A 21,490-nucleotide genomic window follows, 5' to 3' on the forward strand; every position below is an offset into this window, starting at 1 on the left:
TCGATCCGGCCCGTTCCCGCTGCGGCTGAACTGATGTGCGCAGCGGCTGCCTGCCGCCCGCCGAGGGCGAGCCGAGTGGCCCGGGAGGTGGGGTTCTTCGATGCTCGGTCGGCTGTCGGCCCGTTCGCGGCCCGTGGCGGTCTCCCTGTCGTCGGCGATGCTGGCCGCGCTGCTGTCGGCGGTCTCCTTCGCCGCACCCGCGGTGGCGCTCGACGGTGGCGAGGACGTGCCCAGCGTGCCCGGGCAGCCGCACGGCGAAGTACCCGGCCAGCGCATCGAGAAGTCGATGAAGCCGCTCCCCGAGCCGGTGTGGCCGCAGGCCGGGCGTGCGGTGGTCGACCTCACGCAGTCCGCCCCGGGGGAGCCGGGCCGGCTGGCGGCCTCGCCGGAACCCTCCCCGCCGGCCACCGGCACCGAGGTCGCCGGCGTGGTCGCCCTCGCCCCGGCCCCGCCGCACGAGGCCGGCACCGGGACCCAACTGGTCACCCGGGAGGCGGAGACGGCTTCGTCGTCCGCCGGGCCCACCTCGGAGTCCTCCCCGCCGGCGTCTGCGTCGCCCGAGCCGTCCGCCGCCGGTGCGTCGGCGTCGCCGTCGGCGGCTCCCTCGGACACCACGTCCGCATCTCCCTCCGACACCACGTCGGCTCCCCCCACCGAGACGCCGACCGCCACGGCCTCCCCGTCACCGTCCCCCACGACCTCCTCCAGCGAGGACGGTGCGGAACTCCTGGCACCGGACCAGGTGGCGGTGGAGGTCCTGGACCGTGCCGCCGTGGAGCCTGCGGGCGGCGTGGGGCTCGGCGTCCGCCTCACCCGTACCGACGGCGTCGGGCAGGCCGGGCCGGTGGAGCTCTCGCTGGACTACTCCGGCTTCCGCCATGCCTACGGCGGCGACTTCGCCTCCCGGTTGCGGCTGGTGAAGATGCCGGCCTGCGCCCTGACCACTCCCGAAGCCGACGGCTGCGCCGCCCGCGAGTTCGTGCAGGCCGACAACGACCTCGCCGCCGGGAAGCTCACCGCGACGGTGGAGGCCGACCCGGACGCCTCCACCGCCACCGACGGCGGGGTGGCCACGCAGCTCGGCGCGGCGGCTCCCGCCGCGGCCTCCACCTCGGACGGCACGGTCTACGCCGCGACCACCGGTTCCTCCTCCGACACCGGTGACTACCGGGCCTCCCCGCTGGGGCAGTCGGGCTCCTGGGACGTGTCCGTCGGCTCGGGCGCCTTCACCTACCAGGTGCCGATCCAGGTACCGGAGCCGCCGATGGGCTCGGCGCCGGGCGTGGCGCTGAGCTACAACTCGCAGTCCGTGGACGGGCGCACGTCCAGCTCGAACAACCAGGCCTCGTGGGCCGGCATGGGCTGGGACCTCAACACCGGCTTCATCGAGCGCCGCTACCGCAACTGCACGCAGGACGGGCTGCCCACCATCGCTGACCTGTGCTGGGACTCGCCCAACACCGGGGAGGAGCCCTCCGGCGCCGTCTACGTCATCAACCTGGGCGGGGTCACCTCCCCGCTCGTCCAGGACAACACCGGCACCGGCTCGTACCACGTGCAGGACGACCCGGGCTGGCGGGTGCAGCGGATGTTCGGCGGCCACGGTGCCGACGACGAGTACTGGGTCGTCTCCCACCAGGACGGCACCCGCTACTACTTCGGCTGGGGCCGCAGCGAGCGCACCGGGACGGGCACCGGCTCGGTGTGGACCGTACCGGTGGTCGGCAACGACGCGGGGGAGCCGTGCCACGGCCAGTTCCCGGAGCCCTGCACCCAGGCCTGGCGCTGGAACGTCGACCGGGTGGTCGACGGCAACGAGGTCGAGACGATCTACTTCTACGACAAGGAGTACAACCACTACCGGTCCGTCGCCAACGAGGACCAGGCCCGCCGCTACGTCTCCGGCGGCTATGTGGACGAGATCCAGTACGGCTGGTCCTCCCAGATCGGCAGTGGGCAGCTTCCCGCCAAGGTCGAGTTCAGCCACGTCAACCGGTGCGCGGAGCGGATGAGCGAGGACAACCCGCTGGACAACCCGCCACCGGCCTGCCCGACCATCGCCTCCTCGCCGAGCTCGTACCCGGACGTACCGCTGGACCTGCGCTGCGACGGCACCGCGGACGACTACCACTGCGCAGGGAAGACGTACTACCCGACGTTCTTCCTCGAGGACATGCTCTGGGACATCAAGACCTACGTCCGCGACGACAACGGCTCGCCGTGGAGCCTGGTCATGCAGTACCAGATGAAGTACGCCCTGACGAACCCGTCCGGGCCGGTCGACGGCACCCTGTGGCTCGACTACATCCAGCGCAAGGCCTACGGCAGCGACCCCGACCTCACCCTCCCCACCCTCAACTTCAACGGCACCAACCTCGACAACCAGGTGGGCCCGAACGAGCTGCGCTTCCGCCGCATCACCGGCGTCTACACCGCGCTCGGCTCGAAGGTCTCCGTCCACTACGGCTTCGCCAACCCCTGCTACGCCGGCGATCTGCCCTCCCAGTCGAACAACTCCCAGGACTGTTACTGGCAGAAGTGGACGCCGGAGGGCGGTGAGGCGACCACCGGCTGGTTCAAGAAGTTCCTGGTCAAGGACGTCACCGTCGACCCCCGGGTGGGTGAGGGCAGCGGCGGGGACGGCGCACCGCAACTCACCACCACCTACAACTACTACGGCGGCGCCGGCTGGCGATTCACCGGCGACCCGCTGACCAAGGACGAGGACGAGACCTGGTCGGACTGGCGCGGCTACCGCAACCCGCGCGTCACCACCGGAGCCGGCGACCACGAGCACTCCACCTACTACTGGCGCTACCGCGGCCTGCACGGCGACCGCACCTCCAAGACCGACCCCTCCGCCACCCGCACCGTCACCCTCACCGACTCCACCGGCACCCGGTGGACCGACTACGCCTGGCTCGCCGGCCGGACCCTGGAGACCAGCCACCGCGACAACAGCAGCGGCTCCCCCGTCTCCAAGAAGCGGGTGCGCCACGAGTACTGGGTGCACAACACCGCCCAGTACGTGGGCCTGCCGGACGCCCGTTTCGTGCGGGAGAAGCGGACGACCACCCGTACGAAGATCTCCACCTCCACCTCCGACCAGTCCACCTGGCGCGAGCACGTCGTCCAGCACGAGTACGACGACACGTCGGGCACCAGCACCACCTTCGGCCTGCCCCTGCGCATCGACGACTGGGGCGAGACCGGCGTCGGCGACAACCGCTGCACCACCTACGGCCGCGCCTACAACACCGACGACCTCAACGCGGCCGGTGTGCAGCGCTGGACGGTGCTGCCCGACCAGGTGCGCACCTACTCCGCCGGCTGCACCAACCGCGCCGCGTCGAACCAGAACTCCTCCACCGTCACCCTCTACGACGGTGCGGCCTCCGTCGCCGAGAACAATCCCTACGACGGCAACCCGACCGAGATCCGCAGGCACACCGACGCGATCGGCTACCGCGCGACCAAGGCCGCGTACGACCCCGCCGGCCGGATCACCGAGACCTGGGACGGCAAGGGCAGGTCGACCACCACCACCTACACCCCTGCCAACACCTGGCCGCTGAGCGGCGTCGCGGTCGTCGGGCCCGACCCGGACGGCTTCGGCTCCGGTACCCCGATGACCAGGACCACGTGGTACTCGCGGTACTGGGGAGCGCCCTGGAAGATCGTCGACGCCAACGGCAACACCACCCGCATCCACCTGGACGCCGCCGGACGCACCGCCGAGGTCTGGAAGCCCACCGAGGAACCCGCCCACCCGGACGGCGACCCCTCCCTGCTCTTCGGCTACTCCACCCCGACCAGCAGCAGCAACGTCCCGTACGCGGCGAACGGCCCTTCCCGGGTCACCTCCCAGACCCTGCAGTCCGGCTCCACCTACCTGGAGTCCCACGCCTACTTCGACGGCCTCGGGCGGGTCCGCGAGACCCAGACCCCGGCCCCGGGCGGCACCGGCCGTGACGTGACCACCACCCGCTACGACTCCTCGGGCAACGTCACCGGCACCTCCGCCGCCTTCCACAACACCGGTACCGCCGGCTCGGGCATGGTGCTCCCCGCCGTCTCCGACCTGCCCTCCTACCACGACGTCGTCCGCGACTGGGCGGGCCGCACCACCGAAGCGAAGATCATGGTGAACGGCACCGACCAGAGCGCCGGGCACACCCTGACGGAGTACCACGGCGACCACACCCGGGTCACCCCGCCCGTCGGCGGAGCCACCGACACCTACACCGACGTGTACGGGCAGACCTCCAGGATCGTCGAGCACGACGGCGGCGACACCCACACCACCCGGTACGGCTACACCGGCAAGGGCGAGCTGAAGACCATCACCGACGCGCTGGGCAACACCACCGCGTACACCTACAACTGGCTCGGCGACCGCCTCACCACCGACGACCCCGACGCCGGCTCCTCCTCCGCCACCTACGACGCCAACGGCAACGTGGCCACCACGACGGACGCCGAGAACGTCACCGTCACCCGCACCTACGACGCGATGGACCGGCTGACCGGGATCGAGCAGGGCGCCACCCTGCTGGCCTCCTACACCTACGACACCGCCCCCGGCGGCAAGGGCCTGCCCGCCACCTCCACCTCCTACGCCGACGGCAACGCCTGGACCAGCACCGTCACCGGATACGACGCCCGGGGCCGGGCGCTGGGACAGGAACTCACGGTCCCCGCCGGAGCCGGGGTCCTCGCGGGCACGTACACCGTCGGCCTGCACTACGACGCGGCCGACCACGTCACCGCCGTCGACTACCCGGCCCTCGGCGGCCTGCCCGCCGAGACCGTCACCACCGAGTACACCGACCAGGGCCAGGTCTCCACCCTGAGCAGCCCGCTGGCCACGTACGTCGCCGCCACCGACTACGACAACCTGGCACGGCTGACCGGCCGCACCTACGGCACCGAGTCCACCACCGGCACCACGGCCGCACGCGCCTACACCTACGACGACACCAACGGCACCGGCGCCCTCCGGACCGTCCAGACCGCCACCAGCGCAAGCGCCGGCCTCGTCCAGGACGACACCTTCACCCGTAACGACGCCGGCATCACCACCGCCGTGACCGACGCGGTCGCCGGGCAGCGGGAATGCTTCCGCTACGACCCCCTCAACCGCCTCACCGCCGCCTGGACGACCGGCTCGGCGCAGCAGTGCGCGACCACCGGAGAGCCCAACGCCGACTTCACGGCAGGCCCCGACCCCTACCAGAAGGTGTACACGCACGACCCGATCGGCAACCTCCAGTCGGTCACCGACACCACCGCCTCCGGCTCCACCGCCCGCGACTACCGCTACCCCGGGTACAGCGCCGACGAGTCGAGCTACACCCCGGGAGCCGCTCACCCGCACGCGGTCACGACCGCCGGGGCCGACAACTACTCCTACAACGCTGCCGGCCAGGTCACCTCCCGCACCGCCGGCGGGGTCACCTCCACCTTCGAGTGGAACGCGCAGAACCGCATCACCGGCATCACCGAGCAGTACTCCGGCGGCGAAGAGGAGACCACCTACGTCTACGACGCGGGCGGCGCCTTGCTGATGCGTACCTCCGCCACCGAGGACGTCCTCTACGTCAGCGGTCACGAGGTCCACGTCCCGGCAGGCGGCACCGCCCGGGCCACCCGCTCCTACGTCTCCGGGGGCACCACGGTCGCGCTGCGCACCGCGAGCGACACCGAGCCCGACGGCGAGCTGACCTGGCTGATGAGCGACGGCCAGGCCTCCACCCAGCTCACGGTGCTCGCCGCCACCGGAGCCGTCACCCGCCGCCGCTACACCCCCTACGGTGACCAGCGTGGCGGCACCACGCTGCCCGCCGGTACGGACCGCGGGTTCCTCGGTGAGCCGGAGGACGACGCCACCGGGCTCTCTCTCCTCGGCGCGCGGATGTACGACCCGGCTCTCGGCCGGTTCCTGAGCACCGACGAACTCGTGAGCCCCTACGACCCGCAGAACCTGGGCGCCTACGCCTACGCCCGCAACAACCCCGTCCTCTACAGCGACCCGTCCGGCCTGAGGCTGGCCTGCGGCGGCGCCGGCGGGACCGTGGTGCCCTGCGGCGAGGGCACCATGACCCGTGGAGACGGCAGTGTCGGCACGAGCACGAGCCAGACGGGCGGCGGCTCGCTGAGCGTGACCGGGTACAAGAAGGTGAGCGGCGGGGGCCTGCGCAAGACCGAGGGGACGGTCGGGACCCGTTACGACCGGTACGGGAACGTCGTCAGCGTCTCTTTCCACGTCCAGCACTTCCGCAGAACCCCGGACGTGCAGGTTGGAATGAGTAAATGGCAGCCGTACACACCCGGTGATTCAACCGGCGCGCACGCCTTCCTCGACGTGCTGGGGATGACCCCCGTCATCGGGGCCGGCGCAGACCTGCTCAACGCGGGGATGTACATCACGGAGGGGAACTACGCAGAGGCCGGGATGAGCTTCGTCGCCCTCATTCCGGGCGTCGGAGACGGCATTCAGGGCGCACGCAAGGGCATCAAGTTCTCCGCGTGGTTGAGAAAAACCTGCCGCAACAGCTTCGTCCCCGGAACCGAGGTGCTTCTCGCCGACGGCACGACCAAGCCCATCGAGGAACTGGAACTCGGTGACGAGGTCGTGGCGACGGACCCCGAGACCGGCGAGACCGCGGACAAGACGGTCACGGCCACGATCCACACCAAGGACGACAAGCGGTATGTCGACCTGACCGTGGCCGACGGTGAGGGCGGCAGCGACGTGCTCACCACCACCGAGCACCATCCCTTCTGGTCCGAGTCGGAGCAGGAGTGGCTCGACGCCGGTGAACTCGATCCCGGCATGACCCTCCGCACCGACGACGACACCACCGTCGCGGTCCGCGTCGTCCGCACCTACACGGCCCTCTTCGACACCTACAACCTCACGGTCCAGGACCTCCACACGTACTATGTCCTCGCGGGCGAGACTCCGGTTCTCGTTCACAACCGCGGCGGGTGCGTGAATTGGGCTTCCAACAGCGTGAAAACGTGGGGTCATACATTCAAGACTCATGGCGCCGGAGCGAAGAACACAAAGGCTCTGACCGATCGAGCTCGTAGCACCGGGAATCAGCAAGGTCAGTGGCTGGACAATGACGCCGCTGCAGAATTCTTGAGGGATCTCCATGTCGAGGGAGCCGGGCCAAGGTCGGTACGCATTCCGGAAGGATTGGGGCAGGTCATTATGCCGGATGGGAGTATCGTCCAAGCGCGGGCAGCTACCATCGTCCCCAGTCCAAATGGGCTGTACAAGACGAGCTTCCCGATCATCGGTCCGAACTAGGAGTCTGGAGAGATGAGCTTCTCTGTGTCCTTCCATCCGGCTGTGCCGTCAGGTGCTGTGTCTCCTGCCTCAGCGAGGCTTGATCCGGATGACGATTATGAGACCCTCGTCATGGAGGCATGCAGTGCCCTCTCTGATGCCGGAGGCAGTAGGTTCCACATCGGCGGCTTCGGGAGTGATGAATGGCCGCTCGATGTCGCGTATGACTTGTCTGCCTTCATGGAGCAGCTCCCGTCGCTTCTGGTGGGTGTGCGCGATCGTCGCGAAGTCGAGGTGGACCTCTACTCGCAAGGCATCGAGAGGACTTTGACTTTCCGCTCAAGCGGGGATCTTGTGGCGATTCACTGCGATTCGCGGACCAATTGGGTTCCAAACCCAGACCACGAGAGCATTGCACGAAGTGAGCTAGTCGCGATGCTCTCCGCATTGGCCGAAGACTTCGCCAGAGGGTTGAAGGCGATCAATTCCGAATTGTCGGAGGTCGCGCCATTCGAACGTTGGTTGGAGGGTGAGGTGTAGCCTCACTCACTGCCCGATCGTCCACTACAAGGTGGCCACTGGAACATTCGGTACTTCACCACAGGAAACGGAAATCGATGACAGGAGCCCCCGTACATCGATAATGGCCATGGTGCACGGTGTTTTATCTCCAAGGGCGGAGAGGTCTGGTTCGATGACGTACTCCGATAACAGCCAGCCGTCTGACGAGGCCCACGTTGCTTGTGGACTCGTTCTGGACACGGACGATATTGAGATTCTGTTCCAGGCCGCTCACCAGCTCGCGAACTACGATGAAGCGCGGCTCGCAGCGCTAGGCTGTCCAGTATCTTTTCTGGAAAGACTTATCGATGATTTGCGTGAAATACGGAACCGATCTGGGGAATCATCGAAGGTTCGCATTTTCGTTATCGCGAGATCGCTACTCGAAGGGGAGGAGGGGGAGGTGGAAGGGGAGGTGGAAGCTGTCGTCGCCGAAGTTGTGGAGGAGGGTGCGGTTGCACTTCGCACAGAACTCTCCATGGTCGTAGCGAAGTTCCCCGAATTTATGCACTTTATTACCTCCTCTATGGGGTCGCGAGAGTTCTTTCTCAGGGCCGGGTTCAATGTGGACGAAATGGAATCACTCATGGCGAGACTCGAAGGGGGCTTGGCCAGGTAACGATAACAGAGAGGTGGGTGAAGCGTTTGGTGCCTTTTGCAGTGGAGATTATGGGGTGAAGCCGGTGTGAGGTCACTGAGCGGCGGTCTTCTGTGTCCCCTTTGGGTATATATCGGTCAAGCGGCGTGAGAGTTGGGCTGTTTCATGCGTGCCAGTGAACGCGATGAGCAAGTCGTGATTGTGGCCAGCCGTGACGAGGTACGGCGTATGGCCGGCGTCATGGCAGAGGGGCTAAGCCTGCTTAGCCGCCCCGAGTTCTACATTCGTACCGGTTGCGCAAAGCCGAATATCGAGCAACTGGTTGAGCTCCTGTGGTGCCTGGCCGAGTGCGTGAGAAGCGAGTTCGACATTGAAGTCGTTGCTGGGGTTGAGAGAGAGGAGAACCCTCCTCGCCCCAGAAATTGCTGCCGTGTGTCAGCCGACAAGGGCAAGGTAGTGGAGGCTGGCGATGCCACCAGTGGCAGGCTCCACGGGAACCGGGCCCGGCCGCACTCTTCTGGCCCGAGTCATGAATAGCATGGCGCATGGCGAACTCTCTTCAGGAGGACCGTTGGTCCTGCTGTTCGGGGGTGCGATCTTCTTCATGACTGTAGGTCTTCGGGATCTGGTGAACGAGAGAAAGTCGGGCGCCCAGGCCGTGAACAAGGAGAGAGCGAAGTTCGGGTTCTCGCCCCGTAGCGAACGGGAGACCCGGTTGCTGATGCGCCTTCTGGGTGTTGTTGCGATAACCGTCGGCCTCGCCTGTGGCGTAGGTGGCGTCGTCGTGGCTCTGCGGTGATTCGTTGGGTCAGAGGAGTTCGGCGCGCTCAACTGTCATTCGGCGGCAGCTCACGGGTGCCGTGCCCTGTGGGGCCACTTCGGGCATGTGCTGAAGGCGCAGTGCTCGGTGCTGTCGGAGCCCGTGGTCGCCGTGCCGCGTTGGAGCGTGCCGAAGTCGGCTCCGGCGCGAGGGGGCCGACACATGCGGAGTGGAGGGGAACCGAACGCCATGGCCAAGGAGCAACTCTCCTCAGGCGGCCAATTGATCGTCCTGGCGTGGTCGGCTGTAGTCTTCCTCTGCGTTGGTGCTTGGCTCCTGGTGAGTGAGAGGAAGTGGGGCGCGAAGGTCATCAACGACTGGAGAGCGCAGTCCGGGGCCTCTCCGCGCGGTGAGCGGGAAACGCGGATACTGATGCGCGTTATCGGGACGGTGTTCATCATCGGCGGGCTCGGCATCACCGCGGGAGCTGTGGCCGTGGCGCTCCGGTGAAGGCCGTTCCCGGGACTTCTGAGTCTGCGGTGGTCGGCCGTACACTCGCCCCCGAGACGGGGGTGGGTGTGTGAGCGTCCGGCATGAGATGCCGCACCTCAAGAGCGAGCAGATCGTCGAGGTGCGGGTGGAGTTCCGCCACTTCTGTCTTCAGGAGGCCGACGAGGACTTCGTACCGGTGGAGTACCCGGATGGGCGGGACGCCGACGACGCGTTCCTGACCCCGTACGAGGGGCGCGTGGACGTGCGGAGTGCAGGCCATACCCACACCGCGACGCTCACCGCACAGGTGTGGCAGCACGAGCCACCGGCCGAGCACGAGCAGTGGGACGTGCAAGGGGACACGGAGCTGTACTCGGAGACCGGCCACTTGTCACTGCTGACTTGCGGCGGCCCCATGCTGGACTCCTCGATCGACCTCGGCACCCCGCGTGTCAGGTGGCGGGTGCGCGTCTACAGCGCGGGGCGCGAGGAGGTGGCGTGGCTGGCCACTCAGTGCGTGCCGGAGGGCGTGGAGCGCTACCTGGCGCAATTCTGGCCGGCTGCACGGCAGGGAGCTTGCCCTGGAACAAGCACGTGGCGGTGTGGTGCGTACCGTGGCCGTCGCCTGTGCCCGGCCGTCTATGCGACCCCGCGCCGCACGGCCGCGACGAACACCCGCCACTGGGCCGCCGGGAACACCAGCACGGGCCCGTCCGGGCACTTGCCGTCCCGCACAGGAACGGCCCCGGGGACGCCGTCGGCGACCTCGATGCAGTTCCCGCCGCTGCCGTTGCTGTAGGTACTGCTGCGCCAGTCCATGCGGCCCCCTTGCCGCCGACTACTCCCTGACGGTTTCCACGAAAGCGGTCCAAGCCTCGGCGGAGAAGGTGAGAACCGGCCCTTCGGCGCGCTTGCTGTCCCGTACGGGCACGACCTCAGGAAGATCGTCACTCACTTCGAGGCAGTCGCCCCCGTCACCGTTGCTGTAGCTGCTCTTACGCCAGTCCACGCGGCCTCCTCGTTGCCGGTTACCTCGTGACGAAGTCCAGGAAGGTGGTCCACTGCTCCTCGGGGAACGCGAGGACGGGGCCGCCGGCCTGCTTGCTGTCCCGCACGGGCACGAGCCCGGGGACGCCGTCGGCGACCTCGACGCAGTCGCCGCCGCTGCCGTTGCTGTAGCTGCTCTTGCGCCAAGCGTCCGGGAGTACATCACTGTTGCGGAGCATCTCGGTGGCCTCCTGCCGCTTCCTCGATCGTGGAGAGGGACGCCCTCGGTGAAAGTGCGGCCGCCCTGAGTAGATCGTAGGACTTCCGGTACTGCTGCACGAGCGTTGGATCGTCCACGAGTTGACCGCTGTGCAACGCCTCCGTGTAGGCCACCGGCGGTGCGTCGGCAAAGGTCATCAGCTTCACGGTGCCGACCATGAACGGGTGCGCCCCGGCGTTCAGCGGAAGTACCTGCACAAGGATCCGGCCACGGCGCGCCAGGTCCGCGATATGGGCGAACTGCTCCGCCATCACCTCCCGGTCCGCGATCGGGTGCCGCAGCAGGTACTCGTGCAGGACCACCCACAGCTCGGGCGTGCGCGGGTCGTCGAAGACGCTCGCCCGCGCCAGGCGCGCCTCGACCTTGGCGGTCACGTCCTCCGGCTGCTCCAGCGGGTGGGTCGCGCGCACCACGGCCCGGGCGTACGGACCGGTCTGCAGCAGCCCGGGAATCAGCGACGGCGCCCACTCCTCGATCGTGCGCGCCCGCTTCTCCTGCTCCACCACGTCCGCGAAGTACTCGGCGTGGCCGCCGCGGCGGGCCTTGCGGGCGTCCTCGCAGCGGCGTTCGAAGAAGCCGTCCGTGTGGAGCACCTGGTCGGCGTGGCGGGCGAGGTCCAGGGGCATGCGCCGTTCACCGAGCTCGATCTGGCTCAGATACGCCACGCTGTAGAAGCAGCCCTCGGTCAGCTCCTGCAACGTCATCCCCGCCGCTTCGCGCTTCCACCGCAACTCCGCGCCGTAGAACGCGGAGACGCTGGCCGCCGCGTCGAGATCCTTCCGTGGTGGCACCCGTCACCCTCCCTCTCCCCGGCACGGCCGCTCGGCGCGCCGCGCTGCTGAACCTCAACCCCTTTCACGCTAGGTCGCGTATGCCGATTCTGTGAGTGATTCGTCACGCAGAGCACACGGAGAGGTGACCCCGCATGCCGCGGAACCAGCCCACACCCCTGCAGGAGCGCGAACCGGTGGCGGTGACGGCGGCGGAGCTGCGCGCCGCCCTCGCCGGGCACGGCATCACGCTGCCGTCCCTGGGCATCGACACCGTCACGTACGCCGCCGGGCGCCCGGACCCGTTGCTCTCCCTCGGGAACTGCAACCTGGACACCGCCCGCAGGCTGGCCGCCGTCCTGCGCGGGCTCCAGGCCGCGGACCCACCGGGCCGGCCCCGCGAACCGCTGACCGTCCACCTGCTCGCGGACCCCTCCGCCCTCGCCGAACTGCGCCGCCGGGTCGGCTCCCTGCTGGCCCTCTGGGGGCTGTCCCGGGCGACCGCGGACACGGCACGGCTCTGCGTCAGCGAGCTGGTGACCAACGTGGTCCGGCACGTCGGCGAGGGCGTGCCGATCACCCTGCGGGTCGCCATGACCGACGGCCGGCCCCGCCTGGAGCTGACCGACCCGGACCCGCGCGCGTTGCCCACGCTGCTCAGCGCGACCGGCGAGGACGAGACCGGACGCGGCCTGGCCCTGCTCGACGCCTTCGCGGCGCGCTGGGGCGTCACCCAGCACGCGCACGCCAAGACGACCTGGTGCGAACTCGACGCGGAGCCGGTGCCCGCCTCAGGGCCCGCACCGGAACCCGCGTCCCCCGCCGGACCCGGGTGCGGCCCGCCGCCCGACCGGGGAGCCGCCTCCCGCGTCGAACCCGGGTGCGCCCGGCCGCTCGCCCCCGCACCGGTCCCCGTACCCGCGCCCGTGCCGGAGGACGTCCGCGAGCGGCCGTAGGGTGAGCGGCATGCGAGACGCAGCGGGACGCCAGGTGGTCGTGGGGGCGGCGGTGTGCGAGGCGGGGCGCCTGCTCGCCGCCCGTCGTACGGCGCCGCCGGCCCTCGCCGGGCGCTGGGAACTGCCCGGCGGCAAGGTCGAGACGGGCGAGACGCCGGAGGCGGCACTGGTCCGCGAACTCCGTGAGGAACTGGGCATCGAGGTCGAGCCGACCGGCCGGGTGCCCGGCGCCTGGCCGCTCACCGACGACCTCGTCCTCCACGTCCACCGCGCCCGCCTGCTCTCCGGCGAGCCGCAGCCCCTCCAGGACCACGACGCCGTCCGCTGGCTCACCCCCGCCGACGCCCTCACCCTCGACTGGCTCCCCGGCGACCTCCCCGCCGTCCGCGCGGTGGTGACGGGGCTCGGCGACGGCGCGGCCGCACCTCACCCGGAGACGACGGCCGAGTAGGTCCACATGTCCGCGGGGAGCTCGTGGCGGAGTCGCCAGGTGATGGCCATGGGTTTGCTTCCTTCGTGGCGGACGTAGTCCGCGGGGCCCAGGAGGGTCCACGGGTGGGCGCTGCCGATGTCCGTGGTCTTGTAGCGGCGGACGAAGAGCAGCACGTGGGAGCCCTCGGCACGATGGTTCCGGTAGCGCCGGCCGGTGGGGGAGTCCTCGGAGGTGGCGCGCTGGGACTCCCAGTGGAAGAGGTCGGGCCCGAGGGCGTAGTCGCGGTACCGGGTCTGCGGCGAGAAGTCCTTCTCGTCCTTCTCCAGCGTGACCAGCAGGCCGTCCGTGCGCAGGTCCTCCGCCCAGGTGACGCCCTGCGCGAAGGTGCTGGGCACCAGGTGTCCCAGGCGGGCCTGGCCGAGTGCGGCGAGGATCTCCTCCCGGCTGTAGCGGGCGTGCACGGCCAGCGGGAGCGCGGCCAGGCCGTTGAGCAGCGGAAAGGTGTACGTGTCGGTGTGCTCCATGACGTGGTCCAGAACCTGGAGGGCCTCGTCGCGGAACGCCTGCTGGGTGCGGAGCAGGTCGAAGCCCTCCTGGTACGTGCTGAAGCCGCCGCCGTTCGGCCACAGGGTGAAGAAGAGCATGCGGGCGTAGGCCTGGCCCTGTTCGTCGAGGGAGGCGTAGGAGGGTGCCTCGCCGCGCAGCATGCGGGCGTAGGCGTCGGCGCGTAGCGGATCGTCGACGTGGAGGAACGCGGTCATGCGTTTCAACAGCGTCTTCTCGCCGTCCGGTGCTTCCTGTGGGAGGAGCGCCGCGCGTCGCAGCAGAGCCGTCCACGAGCTGGAACCCCGGTAGAGCTCCGCGAGCTCACGGCCGCTCTCCCGGAGGTAGTCGGTGAGCCGCGCCTCCGCATAGCTCCGCACCTCGCCGGCGAGCTGCGTGATCGTCACGGTGATCTGCGTGCGGATGTTCTCGAGGATGCGTTCCTTGGACTTCCGGTCCAGGACGATCTGACAGCCGGGCGGAAGCTGCGGGAAGTCGTGCTCGGCACTCCGGAGAAGCCGGCTGCGGGTGAGGTTGGTGAGGGCGCGGAACCGCTCCTCGAAGCGGAACTCCTTGCGGTGCTGCCCGATGAAGTCCAGAACGGTCAGTACGGCCTTGTCCTCCGTGCGGCGCAGGCCGCGGCCGAGCTGCTGGAGGAAGACGGTGGCGCTGGCGGTGGGGCGGAGCAGAAGGAGCGTGTCGACGTCCGGGACGTCGAGCCCTTCGTTGAAGAGGTCCACGGAGAAGACGACCTGGAGGTCGCCGTGCCGGAGGTCCCGGAGCGCCCGACGCCGTTCCTCCCCGGGTGTCCTCCCGTCCAGGGCGACGGCGGTGAGACCGGCCTGCCGGAACTGGTCGGCCATGAAGTGCGCGTGGGCCACCGAGACACAGAAGCCGAGGGCGCGCATGGAGCCGGGGTCGGCGACCTTCTCCTCGACCGCCTTGATCACGAGACGTGCTCGGGCCGTGTTGCCGGTGATGAGCTTGTCGAGTTCGTCGGTGTCGTAGCCGCCGCGTTTCCAGGTCAGCCCGGTCAGGTCCGTGGTGTCCGCGACGCCGAAGTAGTGGAAGGGCGAGAGGAGGTCGTTCGAGAGTGCTTCCCAGAGGCGCATCTCCGCCGCGATCCGCCCGTCGAAGTAGACGTCCTGTACGTGCCGGCCGTCCATGCGCTCGGGGGTGGCGGTGAGCCCGAGCAGTTCCACGGGAGTGAAGTGGTCGATCAGTTGCCGGTACGTCCGGGAGACGCCGTGGTGGAACTCGTCGATCACGATGACGTCGAAGTGATCCGGTGGAAGGCTGCTCAGCCGCTCCGCGTTGAGGGACTGCACACTGGCGAACACGTGCTGCCACGCCGTCGGGATGTCCCCTCCGACCAGCAGTTCCCCGAAGTCGCCGTCGTTGAGCACCTCGCGATAGGTGCGCAACGACTGGTGCAGGATCTCCTGCCGGTGGGCGACGAAGAGGAGACGGAGGTCTCTGCCCGACTGCCGCCGCAGGTCCTTGAAGTCCAGCGCGGCCATGACGGTCTTTCCCGTGCCGGTGGCCGCGACGAGGAGATTGCGGTGCCGCCCGTGGACCTCCCGCTCGACCTTCAGACGTTCCAGCATGTCCTTCTGGTGGGGGTACGGACGCACATCGAGCCCCGAAAGGCTGATCGCCCGGGTGGCGTCGCGGTTCCTCCCGCCCGCCTGGAGCAGCGCGTCGTCCAGGTGCCCGGCGTCCCGCGCGGGGTCGTACGGTTCGAAGGCCGGGTCGTTCCAGTAGGCGTCGAAGGTCGCCTCGAACTTCCGCAGGACGGCGGGGGTGGCGACGGCGGAGAGGCGTACGTTCCACTCCAGCCCGTCGAGGAGGGCCGCCCGGGAGAGGTTGGAACTGCCGACGTACGCCGTGTCGTAGCCGCTCTCCCGGCGGAAGAGCCACGCCTTGGCGTGCAGGCGGGTGGAGCGCAGCTCGTAGTTGACCTTGACCTCGGCGCCGTACTTCTCGACGAGGTGGTCCAGCGCGCGCCGCTCGGTGGCGCCCAGATACGTGGTGGTGAGGACGCGGATGGGGACGCCCCGGGCGTGGGCGGCCTGCAGGGAGCGCTCCAACACGCGCAGCCCGTGCCACTTCACGAAGGCGCAGAGCAGGTCGACCCGGTCGGCCGTGGCCAGCTCGGCTCGGAGTTCGAAGCCCAGGCTGGGGTCCTCGGGGGCGTTGGTGAGCAGCGCGGTCTCGGAGAGCGGTGTTGCGGGGCGCTGGGCGTACTGCGGGGTGGGACCGGCCTCCTCGACCGCCACGAGCTGTCGGGGGCCGTCCGCGACCAGGTCGATCCACTCCTCGGCCCCGTCGAGGCTGCCGAGCGACGTGAGGACGAGATTGGCGGCCACCACCTGCTCCGCAGGGGTCATGTCCGACAGCAGCTCGCGGATGGCGTCGCTGACATGCCGGGCCAACACGTGCGCGGAGGACTCCGCCCCCACGGGCTCCACCGCGACGCGCCGGCCCTCCTCCCGCATCTCCTCGATGCGTTGACGCAGCCGGTCGGTGATGAGTCGCTCGTAGATGCCCGCGGCGGGGTGCGCAGCGTGCGGCATGGCGACCATGGTGACTCCCCCCAGAGCGTGCGGATGGAGCCGACCTTAGAAGACACTGCCGACAGCCGTGTGCCGGTTTCCGGATCGAACACCGGGGCCGGTGGCAGCGCTGCGCTACGGATACTGCTGGGTGACGTGGATCCAGCGGGCGAGGGCGAGCAGGGCCAGGGCCATGGGCGGGGCCAGCCACCAGGGGGACAGGACGCGGCGGCGGAGGGCGAGTGCAGTCAGGGCGAGGGGGAGCACGCCGAGGGCGAGGGTGGTGAAGGCCATCGCTTCGATCCCGGTGAGGGCGTCCTCGTCCCAGGGGCCCCGGGGCTCGGTGGCCAGGGCGTAGAAGCAGGAGCCGGCCATCGCGAGGTTCAGGAGCACCAGCGGGACGCCGTACACCCAGCGCAGGGCCTTCCGGTCCGCCGGTGCTGTGGTCGCCGGGGGGCTCGGGCTCATCGCCACGCGTTCCTTGCCTGGTCGAGGTCGCGCCAGAAGCGGCCTCCGTAGCCCTGAGCGCGGTCGCTGAGCCAGTAGGGGCCGCCGTTGTACCGGGAGGCGAGTTCCGTGTATTCGGCCTCGCCCATCTCCCCTTGCCGGTGTGTCGGCGAACGAGCTCTCCGCCTTCCCGCCGTCCCCCGGGGATCGGAGTCGCCGTTCACCAGCGTAGAGAAAGGAACTTGTGGCGGGCATGTACATTTCCGCCTTCTCCCGCCGGGGGTGCGGCCCGGGCCGGCCTGTGCCGGTGGCTACCGGGCGGGCGTGGCGGACGCCGAGAATGGGGGCATGGGTGTGAAGTACTACTACCGGCTCGTGTACTGGAAGCGGCGGCTGGTGGGGGTGGGGCGCGGGAGGGCGGCCTCGGCGCGGGCGCGCGGGCGGATACGGGGCGCGCGGCAGGGGGCGCGGCCGCTGCTGGTGTTCCTGGTGATCGTGGGGCTGGTGCTGCTGGTGTCGGCGCTGCTCGGGTGGCAGCCCTTCGGCGGGAGTGGGCTGGTCGGGACGGGGCTGTAGGCGGGCGTACGGCACGCTGCGGGCCCGAGGGCCGCGGGGTCGCGGGGTGCGCCCGGTGTCCGCCGGACCGGGCTCCGGGGCGTGCGCTGTGGCTGCCGGCCCGGTGCCGGTCGACTGGGGGCCGGGAGGGGCGCGCGGGCATGCGTACGCCCCCACCGCGGGGGTGGGGGCGTCGGCGGTACGGCCCCGGATGCCGCCCGTCTGCGGGCCGGCCGGGGGGCCGCCGGTGCGGCGGCGGGCCGTTACCGGGCGATGCTGAAGTCCAGCGCCCGGTCGGCCTCCTGCTGGAGTTCCTCGGCCACCTTGCGCACCTCGGAGAGCACGTCGCCGTGCTCGTCGATGAGGCTGTCGTAGATCGGCGCCTGCGGTCCGTCACCGGCCGGCGGCGTGCCCGGACGGTCCTGGAGCTCCGGGCGGGGTCTGTCGGTGGTGGTCATGCCGGGGTTCGTCCTCTTCTCGGGTACGTGCCCGGCCGTTCCGCGCGCGGGGCGGCGGTACGGCCGGCAAGGTCAGGCCGCGGACGCAAGGACCGAGTCGTCCAGGGGACGGGCGCCGGGAAGCCGGTGACGGGCGGCTACCAGCGCGGCGTCGATGTCCTTGGTGCCGGTGGCGACGCACAGGCTATAGGCCAGGTCGTCCATGCGCTGCCGGACCTCCGGGGTGCCGTTCTCGCCGTGCAGCACCTCCAGCGCCTCGTACTGCTCGATGAGGTTCCGGAGGACCACGGGGTGAGCCATCAGCATCGTCACCTGCTCCTTCCGCATCACGAGTCGGCCGGGGTCACAGGCGTCGGTACCCGGTGCGGGGACGGGCATGCCTGGTGTCTCCGGTAATGCAGGACACATCCGGAGCCGGCGTCCCCGTGACCGGGGCCACAGAGTGAGGAGGCCCACAGAGGCGCAGGTCACCGGGGTGCTCTGCGTGACCCTGTCCTTCGGCACGCCGCCGTACGCCTCCGGGCGCGGCGCCGGGCGTACGGGCCCCGCGTCAGCCGGGCGGTGGCCGGAACGGGTCGTGCCCCGGGGGCGCCGGGCCGCCCGGACGAGGGCCGGGCACGGGCGGCGGGGCGTACGGCGTGGGCCCGGCGCCCGTGCCCGGCGGCCCCCAGGGCCGGTGGCCCGGCGCGGCCCACCAGGGCACCAGCGGCACCGGCGGCGCCAGGGCGCGGGCCGCGCTCTGGGTGGGCGGCGCGGCCAGGGCGCGGCGCGTCCACAGGTGGTGGAGGAGTTCCTGCTCGCGGGCGGCGAAGTCCGGTGCGGGGGCGCCGAAGTCGGCGCGGGACCGGAGCAGCGCGAGCGAGGTGGCGAAGTGCTGGTACTCCAGGACCGTACGGGCGGCCGCGGCCCCGTGCACCCGGCGGGCCATGGCGCGGGCCAGCGAGCGGGCGCGCATCGAGCCCAGCGCCCAGGGCTCCGGTGCGGAGAACCAGCCGGCGGCGGCGTACGCGGGCAGCACCCGGCGGATGGTGCGCAGCTCGCCCGCCCGGGACCAGAGGGCCAGCCAGAGCACCACGGCGAAGACCGGGATCATGAAGAGGGCGTAGACGAAGAGGAAGGTGGAGTCGCGGGTGCCGGCCGCGCCGTTCCACACCGCGTGCAGCAGCACCGCGGTGAGCAGCCCGGCCACGGGCAGCAGTGGGCGCCACACCCGGCGCCGGTGGGCCAGGACGGCGGCGATGCCGAGGCCCACGCCGGTGAACGAGGTGAAGAGCGGGTGCGCGAACGGGGAGAGCACGATCCGGACGAAGAAGGTCAGAGCGGTCAGCGACTCGTGCAGTGCCGTGGGCCCGCCGAAGGCGGTGTCCTCCACGTAGGCGGTGCCGAGATAGAGGACGTTCTCGGTGAAGGCGAAGCCGGTCGCGGTGAAGCCCGCGAGCGCGATGCCGGAGACCACGCCGGTGAAGGCGGCCCGCCGGAAGACGAAGAGCAGCAGGATCGCGGCGCCCTTCGCCACCTCCTCCACGACGGGGGCGACGACCGTGGCGCCCAGGGTGTCCGCCCGTCCGGGCCGTCCGGACAGCACGGAGTCGGCCAGCCAGGCGGTGGCGAAGCTGTTCGCCAGCAGGGCGACGAGGGTGGCCGCGCAGGCGCCCCAGGCGAAGGCGAAGGCGTGGTTCCGCCAGGGGGTGGGTTCGACGCCGTCCAGCCAGCGGAAGGCGGCGAGCAGCAGCGGCACCGGCAGCACGGCCAGACCGAGCCCGACGAAGAGGCCCTGGGTGCCGGTCTGTTCCCGGACCAGGGCGAGGATCGCCAGGCCGCACAGGACCAGCACGGCGACGACGGCCAGGGCGCGGAGGGTGCGGCCGTGCCGGTGCCACCAGGACGGCGTACGGGGCGGGTGGTACCGCCACTCGGCCGGGGTGGCCGGCATCGCCGGGAAGCGGGGCTGCTGTTCGTACGCCGGGACCGCGGGGGTGCCCGGCGGGTCTGCCTCGTCCTGCACCCGACGACCCTAGCCGGGAACGGGTGTTCCTCGCCGCCCCCGGACGGGGGAGCGGGGTGGGGGCTGTGCCGGGCGCAGGGGCGTGCGCTCCGGCGCGCACGGGCGTGCATCGCCCGCGGGTACGGACGGGCCCTGCGCCCGCGGGCACGGGCGTGCGCTCTGCGGGGTGGGCCGCCGGTGTACGGGGGAGCGAGCGCGGGCGCGGACCCGCGCGTACGGGGGCGCGGGCCCCGCGCGTACGCGCCCGCACCGGACGGCGTACGCCTGCTAGACGCGGCGGAAGAGCAGGTCCCGCACCGTGTGGCCCTTGTGCAGCCCCTGCCCCTCGAACCGGGTACGGGGCCGCTCCGGCGGTTTCTCGGCGAAGCCGCCGCCGGGCGCGGTGTTGGCGAACTCCGGGTGCGCGGTGAGCACCTCGAGCATGTGCTCGGCGTACGGCTCCCAGTCGGTGGCCAGATGCAGCGGCGCCCCCGGCTTCAGGGCGCGCGCGGCCAGGTCCAGGAACTCGGGCTGCACGATCCGGCGCTTGTGGTGCCGCTTCTTCGGCCAGGGGTCCGGGAAGTAGACGCGGAGGCCGGAGAGGGCGCCGGGGTGGAGCATCTCGCACAGCAGGATGATCGCGTCGCCGTTGGCCACCCGGATGTTGGTCAGGCCGTCCCGCTCCGCGAGACGCAGCAGGTTGCCCTGGCCCGGGGTGTGCACGTCCACGGCGAGGATGCCGGTGTCCGGGTCGGCGGCGGCCATCTCCGCGGTGGCCTCGCCCATCCCGAAACCGATCTCGCAGACGACGGGCGCGTCCGGCGGCAGGGTGTCGAAGAGTTTCTCCAGTTCCAGCACGTGCAGCCCGTCGACGTCCACGCCCCAGCGCGGCCAGAGCCGGCGCAGCGCAGCGCGCTGCGCCACCGTGACGCGACTGCGGCGGGGGGTGAAGCTGCGGATGCGGCGCTCGTGGTGCGCACCCGCGGGGTCGGGGGCGGGCCCGGCACCGGGCGCGAACATGCGCGTCCCGGGACGGGGGGAGGGCGGCGTAGCTGGGAGTTTCTCGGACACAGTGGGTCCGATTGTACGGGCGGACGGGTCCGCACCCGCAGGGCGGGCCGCCGGCTGCGGGGCGCGCGGCGGCGCGCGGTGCCCCGGCCCGGGCGCCGTACCGGTGCCGTCCGCGGCACATGCGTGGGAGCCGGGGCGAGGTGCGCCCTCGGGCTGCCGGGCGGGGGCCCTCCCGGTCGGGCGGGCGTCGTGGGCGGCCGGTGGCGGTGCCCGGGCCTCGTCGCGGGCGCCGCGGCGTCAGCCGGAGACCACGCGGAGCGTTCCCGGGCCGCGGCGGAGCAGCCCGTCCAGCGCCTCCGCGGTGGCGTCGTCGGCCGGCAGCAGGACGAGCAACCGCTGCTCGTCGCCGTCGGGCAGCGCCAGCGGCTCCTGCGCCAGCCGCAGCTCACCCGCCTCCGGGTGCACCAGACGGACGACCTCCGCGGCGTCCGGCAGTGCCGGCGCCCCCGCGAACCGGCGGGCGAACGGCGCACCGGCGGTCACCGTCAGCTCGTCGGCCAGCGCGGCGGCATGCGGGTCGCCGGGCAGCACGTCCGTCGTGAACCTCGCCACCTGCGCGTCGGCCACCCGCTCCCACTCGGGGAAGGCGGCACGGGCACGCGGGTCGGTGAAGAGATGGCGGAGGAGATTGGGCAGCGGGGCGGCCGGGCTGTCCGGGGCCCGCCGCGGGCCGGGCGTCTGCGGGGGCGCCGCGGTGCCGGGCCGGGCGTCGCCGGGTCCTCGCGGACCTGCGGGCTCCCTCA

General features: G+C 70.8%; 19 protein-coding genes and 1 pseudogene. 8 read left to right on the forward strand and 12 right to left on the reverse strand.

What is annotated here, in order from left to right; all coding sequences use genetic code 11:
• Window positions 1-100: 100 nt before the first annotated feature.
• From HOY81_RS17475 to HOY81_RS17495, 5 genes are all read left to right on the forward strand, one after another.
• Complete coding sequence (locus tag HOY81_RS17475; protein ID WP_237321366.1) at window positions 101-7,318, forward strand: polymorphic toxin-type HINT domain-containing protein; 7,218 nt, start codon at window positions 101-103, stop codon at window positions 7,316-7,318.
• Window positions 7,319-7,330: 12 nt separating this feature from the next.
• A complete protein-coding gene (locus HOY81_RS17480; protein ID WP_237321367.1) occupies window positions 7,331-7,837 on the forward strand; it encodes a hypothetical protein in 507 nt (168 codons plus the stop codon).
• 154 nt (window positions 7,838-7,991) lie between these two features.
• Entirely contained in the window at window positions 7,992-8,477 is a 486-nt protein-coding gene (locus HOY81_RS17485) for a hypothetical protein (protein ID WP_237321368.1), read from the forward strand.
• A 550-nt stretch (window positions 8,478-9,027) separates the two neighbouring features.
• Window positions 9,028-9,255 carry a hypothetical protein gene (locus HOY81_RS17490; protein WP_237321369.1) on the forward strand — a complete coding sequence of 76 codons (228 nt, stop codon included), beginning with the start codon at window positions 9,028-9,030 and terminating at the stop codon, window positions 9,253-9,255.
• Between the two features lie 210 nt (window positions 9,256-9,465).
• Complete coding sequence (locus HOY81_RS17495) at window positions 9,466-9,726, forward strand: hypothetical protein (protein ID WP_237321370.1); 261 nt, start codon at window positions 9,466-9,468, stop codon at window positions 9,724-9,726.
• Window positions 9,727-10,347: 621 nt separating this feature from the next.
• Here HOY81_RS17495 and HOY81_RS17500 read toward each other — a convergent pair.
• Genes HOY81_RS17500 through HOY81_RS17515 form a run of 4 tightly spaced genes read right to left on the reverse strand, consistent with a single transcriptional unit; the run spans window position 10,348 to window position 11,766 of the window.
• Window positions 10,348-10,527 carry a DUF397 domain-containing protein gene (locus HOY81_RS17500; protein ID WP_237321371.1) on the reverse strand — a complete coding sequence of 60 codons (180 nt, stop codon included), beginning with the start codon at window positions 10,525-10,527 and terminating at the stop codon, window positions 10,348-10,350.
• 19 nt (window positions 10,528-10,546) lie between these two features.
• Window positions 10,547-10,717, reverse strand: a complete 171-nt coding sequence (locus tag HOY81_RS17505) for a DUF397 domain-containing protein (RefSeq protein WP_237321372.1) — start codon at window positions 10,715-10,717, stop codon at window positions 10,547-10,549.
• 19 nt (window positions 10,718-10,736) lie between these two features.
• On the reverse strand, window positions 10,737-10,934 hold the full coding sequence (locus HOY81_RS17510) for a DUF397 domain-containing protein (RefSeq protein ID WP_237321373.1): 198 nt from the start codon (window positions 10,932-10,934) through the stop codon (window positions 10,737-10,739).
• Window positions 10,918-11,766, reverse strand: coding sequence for a helix-turn-helix transcriptional regulator (locus tag HOY81_RS17515; RefSeq protein WP_237321374.1), 849 nt, complete (start codon window positions 11,764-11,766; stop codon window positions 10,918-10,920). The genes HOY81_RS17510 and HOY81_RS17515 overlap by 17 nt, the downstream gene beginning before the upstream one ends.
• 134 nt (window positions 11,767-11,900) lie before the next feature.
• Here HOY81_RS17515 and HOY81_RS17520 point away from each other — a divergent pair, with 134 nt between their 5' ends.
• Both HOY81_RS17520 and HOY81_RS17525 read left to right on the forward strand, forming a co-directional pair.
• Window positions 11,901-12,701: an ATP-binding protein gene (locus tag HOY81_RS17520; protein ID WP_237321375.1), complete on the forward strand. Its 801-nt coding sequence runs from the start codon at window positions 11,901-11,903 to the stop codon at window positions 12,699-12,701.
• A gap of 10 nt (window positions 12,702-12,711) precedes the next feature.
• Complete coding sequence (locus tag HOY81_RS17525) at window positions 12,712-13,152, forward strand: (deoxy)nucleoside triphosphate pyrophosphohydrolase (protein ID WP_237321376.1); 441 nt, start codon at window positions 12,712-12,714, stop codon at window positions 13,150-13,152.
• On the opposite strand, the gene HOY81_RS17530 is transcribed toward HOY81_RS17525, so the two are convergent.
• From HOY81_RS17530 to HOY81_RS27455, 3 genes are all read right to left on the reverse strand, one after another.
• Window positions 13,128-16,262 carry a DUF3427 domain-containing protein gene (locus HOY81_RS17530; RefSeq protein WP_272892945.1) on the reverse strand — a complete coding sequence of 1,045 codons (3,135 nt, stop codon included), beginning with the start codon at window positions 16,260-16,262 and terminating at the stop codon, window positions 13,128-13,130. The genes HOY81_RS17525 and HOY81_RS17530 overlap by 25 nt on opposite strands.
• 105 nt (window positions 16,263-16,367) lie before the next feature.
• Entirely contained in the window at window positions 16,368-16,700 is a 333-nt protein-coding gene (locus tag HOY81_RS17535) for a hypothetical protein (RefSeq protein ID WP_237321378.1), read from the reverse strand.
• Window positions 16,697-16,828 (reverse strand): hypothetical protein, encoded by a 132-nt coding sequence (locus HOY81_RS27455; protein ID WP_272892946.1) that lies wholly within the window; start codon window positions 16,826-16,828, stop codon window positions 16,697-16,699. Before HOY81_RS27455 ends, HOY81_RS17535 begins: the two co-directional genes overlap by 4 nt.
• Window positions 16,829-17,027: 199 nt before the next feature.
• On the opposite strand from HOY81_RS27455, the gene HOY81_RS17540 reads away from it, so the two are divergent.
• Window positions 17,028-17,255 (forward strand): hypothetical protein, encoded by a 228-nt coding sequence (locus HOY81_RS17540; protein ID WP_237321379.1) that lies wholly within the window; start codon window positions 17,028-17,030, stop codon window positions 17,253-17,255.
• Window positions 17,256-17,497: 242 nt separating this feature from the next.
• Here HOY81_RS17540 and HOY81_RS17545 read toward each other — a convergent pair whose 3' ends face one another.
• The 5 genes and pseudogenes from HOY81_RS17545 to HOY81_RS17565 all read right to left on the reverse strand — a co-directional run.
• A complete protein-coding gene (locus HOY81_RS17545) occupies window positions 17,498-17,692 on the reverse strand; it encodes a hypothetical protein (protein WP_237321384.1) in 195 nt (64 codons plus the stop codon).
• Window positions 17,693-17,764: 72 nt separating this feature from the next.
• Window positions 17,765-17,998, reverse strand: a complete 234-nt coding sequence (locus tag HOY81_RS17550; protein ID WP_237321382.1) for a DUF5133 domain-containing protein — start codon at window positions 17,996-17,998, stop codon at window positions 17,765-17,767.
• A 244-nt stretch (window positions 17,999-18,242) separates the two neighbouring features.
• Window positions 18,243-19,697 (reverse strand): PrsW family intramembrane metalloprotease, encoded by a 1,455-nt coding sequence (locus tag HOY81_RS17555; RefSeq protein ID WP_237321380.1) that lies wholly within the window; start codon window positions 19,695-19,697, stop codon window positions 18,243-18,245.
• Between the two features lie 267 nt (window positions 19,698-19,964).
• Window positions 19,965-20,696, reverse strand: a complete 732-nt coding sequence (gene trmB, locus HOY81_RS17560) for a tRNA (guanosine(46)-N7)-methyltransferase TrmB (RefSeq protein WP_237321383.1) — start codon at window positions 20,694-20,696, stop codon at window positions 19,965-19,967.
• Between the two features lie 288 nt (window positions 20,697-20,984).
• Window positions 20,985-21,490, reverse strand: a pseudogene (locus tag HOY81_RS17565) (transcriptional regulator); the annotation flags it as partial.

This window comes from Streptomyces sp. JJ36, from assembly GCF_021696945.1.
In the GTDB taxonomy this organism is placed as follows: Bacteria; Actinomycetota; Actinomycetes; order Streptomycetales; family Streptomycetaceae; genus Streptomyces.